The 4,397-nt window shown below is 40.6% G+C and carries 1 pseudogene; it reads right to left on the bottom strand.

The features are described from left to right. A pseudogene (locus tag PVV60_RS09605) lies at positions 1 to 4,397 on the bottom strand (hypothetical protein); the annotation flags it as partial.

The following is a 4,397-nucleotide window of genomic DNA, read 5'->3' as shown; positions in this document are numbered from 1 at the left end:
CCTCATTAACGGTCTTAACCGTGAAGGTAGGAGTGGTCCATGTGCCATTCTCATAATTAGCGCCACCGCCTAAATACTTCGCAACCTCGGTGCCTAATGTATGAAGCTGTGAACCATTCACCGCATCCGTTGAGGATTCAGAGAGTGTTCCATCACTCACACCAGAAAGTTTTCTGTTTGCACCTTCCTTATTGAGAATACTTACTTCAGTACCACCAGTTTCCTTACCAATAGTGATAAGACCTGCCCCTCCATCACGCAGACTGCGCGATAAAGTCATCTCTGTTACTTGCTTAACAAGGATACTGTCTCTTACATCCCCAATCTCATCATTAAGAGTCGTGAAAGTGCTGTTAACTCCTTCAAAAGCATCAGAAACATTATGATAAGCCTTCTCTTCACCTTTTGTGCCATCAGCACCAAATTGTGCAACTTTGAAATCAGGTTTTGTCCATTGGCCATCTTCATACTTAGTATCGCCACCAAAATACTCCGCAAGAGCAGTATTCGTAGAATAAAGCTGTGAACCATTCACCGCATCCGTTGATTTCTCTGAAAGGTCACCTTTTTCAAGAGAGGTGATTTTACTATTTTTTCTTTCCTCTTTTTCTCCATGCTGCGCGCTAAAAGCATCCTCATCCTTGCTCCAAGACAACGAATCCTGTGCAACGCCTTGAGAAACTTCCTTGATCCGCTGGTTGACATTCTTAATACTCGTATCAAGCCCCTCAAAAGCTATACCAACATTTTCAAATTCAGCCTCTTCTTCCTTACCATCTTTAGAAACCTTAGATAATTTATAGGTTGGCCCCGTGAAAACACCATCTATAAAGGTTGTACCACCTCCCAAAAATTTCGCAATATCTCCAGAAATTGTATTAATTTGCCCACCATTGACCGCATCACGTGAATCCTCTGTAATATTACCAGCAGCAACATTATGAAGTGCAACAGCTTTTGCTTCTTTACCTTTACCCAAAGTTACACTTTCATAATTAATGGCGCTATTTTCATCATCTTTTTTATCATAAAGAACAACAGCTGAATCATCAGATTGAAGTTTGTCAGAAAGATCTTTCAAGCCTTTATCAAGCTGCCCCTTGTTAACCGCTTCATTGTCATTCTCTGCCTTCTTCACGCCAGAAAGAGTCCGATCCACACCACTCTTATTGGCAATATTGATTTCACTGCCTTCTACTTCCTTGCCTATGTTGATAAGTTTGGACGTATCATCTTGCTTAACAAGACTATCTCCTACGACTTTGCTAATCTCCTTGTTAATCTCGTTACGAATGTTCGTGAAAGAACTACCAACACCCTTAAAGGCATCCGCTACATTCTGATAAGTTCCATCAGTAAGATCGCCATCAGAGCCGATTTGTTTGACCTTGAAACTAGGAGAGGTCCATTTTCCATCCTTATATTCAGCACCACCGCCAAAATACGAGGCAACCTCGCTGCCAAGAAAATGAAGCTGAGAGCCATTGACGGCATCCGTTGAACTTTCACCTATATCTCCATTCGCAAGATACTTAATCTTGCTATTGGTTTTACTATTTTCTTCTCCATGCTTGGCGACAAAGGCTTTATCGGTTTTGCTCCACAACAAAGCATCGCCTTGGACTTCTTGCGTAATATTCGTTACTTTTTCAGTAAAATTTTTGACCTCATTCGTTAGATGCGTATTCACATTCTTGATACTCGTATCAAGTCCTTCAAAGGCTGAACCAACATCGTTATGTGATTTAGTCGCTACCGTACCATCGTCAGCAATATTAGAGATGTTATAAGTCGGAGCTGTAAAAGAACCATCTTTAAATGTAGCACCACCACCAAAATAGGTAGCTACCTTATCGCCCAATGAATAAAGCTGAGAGCCATTTACTGCATCAGTTGATTCTTCTGTAATCTTACCTATACCAACATTATGCAAAGAAACAGTGCCTTCCTTCGGATTTCCAAAAGTTACACTGGTTTGTTTAGCTTTACGAGCTGATCTTGTAAGTGCATCGAAATCTTCTGAATCTTCTTCTGTATCGTAGAAAACTGCTACAGAACGCACTTCTTCAATTTCATCAGAAAGTTTTTCCACGTTTTCATCAAGCTGACCTTTATTAATGGCCTCATCGCTCCGTTCTGCATCCTTCACGCCAGACAAAATTCGACTCTTACTGTCCTTATCCGCAATAGTGATTGTAGCACCCTCTTTTTCGCCACCAATCTTGATGAGCTTCTTCTCGTCATCCCACTTAACAAGACTATCACCTTTAACATTAGTAATGGCATTGTTAATCTCATTGGTAATCTCATTTTTTACATTCGTGAATGAATCACCAACACCTTCAAAAGCAGAAGCAACGTCATTATAGCTCGCATCAGAAACACTGCCATCAGATGCAAATTTTTTAACCTTGAAATTAGGTGCTGTCCATTGGCCATTCTCATAGCCAGCATTACCACCAAAAGACTTCGCTATACTGCTACCTAGGGTATGAAGCTGATTTCCTGCTACAGCATCACTTGAGCTACCATTAATGTCACCATTGGCAAGCGACGTGATCTTGCTATTTGTCTTCTCACCTTCTTTTTCTCCATGCTTGGCGACAAAGGCTTTATCAGTTTTGCTCCACAACAAAGCATCGCCTTGGACTTCTTGCGTAATATTGCTTATTTTTTCATCAAACTTTTTGACCTCATTCGTTAGATGCGTATTCACATTCTTGACACTCGTATCAAGTCCTTCAAAGGCTGAACCAACATCGTTATGTAATTTAGTCGTTACCGTACCATTGTCAGCAATATTAGAGATATTATAAGTCGGAGCTGTAAAAGAACCATCTTTAAATGCAGCACCACCACCAAAATAGGTAGCTGCCTTATCATTTGTCTCAAAAAGCTGTGAGCCATTTATAGCATCTGTGGAATCTTTCGTAATATCTCCGGCGGCAAGAAACGTAATCTTGCTGTTTTCTTGTGTTGCTACAGCTCTTTCTTCGGCTTCTTGCTTCTTTTCATGACGCGCGACAAAGGCATTGGCTTTATCATTCCATAATAAGGAATCATGCGCAACTCCTTCTGAGACTTCCTTAATCCGCTGATTCACATTCTTGATATTCGTGTCAAGACCTGTAAATGCGGTTCCAACATTAGTAAAGGCAATCGGCGTGCTCATACCATCTGGAGTAATACTGGATAAATTATAGATTGGTCCTTTAAAAGTACCGTTCTCAAATGATGCATTACCACCTAAAAATTTGGCAACTTCCTGAGAGATTGTATTAATCTGTCCACCCGTTACCGCATCACGTGAATCCTTGGCAATCTTACCATCAGCAACATTATGAAGTGCAACAGGTGCAGAATCCTTACCCTTCCCTAAAGTCACACTTGTGTAATTAATGCTGCCATTTTCGTCACCTGTTTTATCGTAGTGAACAACTGCTGATTCATCAGACTGGAGATTGTTCGAAAGATCTTTCAAACCTTTATCAAGTTGACCTTTGTTAACCGCTTCATTGTCTTGTGTCGCTTCCTTCACACCAGAAAGAGTTCTATCTTGTTTATCCTTATTGGCAATATTGATCGTAGCACCATCTGTCTCCGAACCAACCTTGATAATCTTACTAGCTGTATCCTGTTTAACAAGGTTATCACCTACTACTTTATTAATCTCTTTGTTAATATTCGTGAAAGAAGTACCAACATCAGCTAAAGCTTCAGAAACACTATCATACTTCTTCTCTTCAACTGTAAGACCATCATCTTTGACAGTTTTAACCGTGAATTTTGGAGCATTCCATTCACCTGCATCGTTATATCCAGCACCTCCACCGAAATATGTCGCAATCGTCTTATTCATAGAATAAAGCTGAGAGCCATTGACGGCATCCGTGGAATCCTTAGAAATAGCTCCATCTAAAAGAAATGTAATCTTGCTGTTTTCTTGGGTTGCTACAGCTCTGCCTTTTTCATTTTTGCTCTTTTCATGACGCGCTACAAAGGCATGAACTTCATCATTCCATAACAAGGAATCATGCGCAACACTTTCAGATACTTCCTTGATTCGCTGGTTTACATTCTTGATATTCGTGTCAAGACCACTAAACGCTGTTCCAACACCTTGAAAGGAACTATCTGTTACAACACCATCTTTAGCAATATACGATAGTTTATACATTGGCTGTGTAAGAGCTCCATTTTTAAAGGATGCTTCTCCACCTAAAAATTTAGCAATATCACCACCAATTTTATGAATCTGTCCACCCGTAACCGCATCGCTCGAAGCTGATGCTATAGAACCATTCGCAAGCGATGTGATCTTGCTGTTTGTCTTCTCACCATCTTTTTCTCCATGCTTGGCTACAAAGCCTTTTGCATCGTCATCCCACAACAGCGCA

This window comes from Bartonella sp. AU18XJBT, assembly GCF_028618595.1.
In the GTDB taxonomy this organism is placed as follows: domain Bacteria; phylum Pseudomonadota; class Alphaproteobacteria; order Rhizobiales; family Rhizobiaceae; genus Bartonella.
This window is presented reverse-complemented; position numbering and strand designations above follow the sequence as displayed.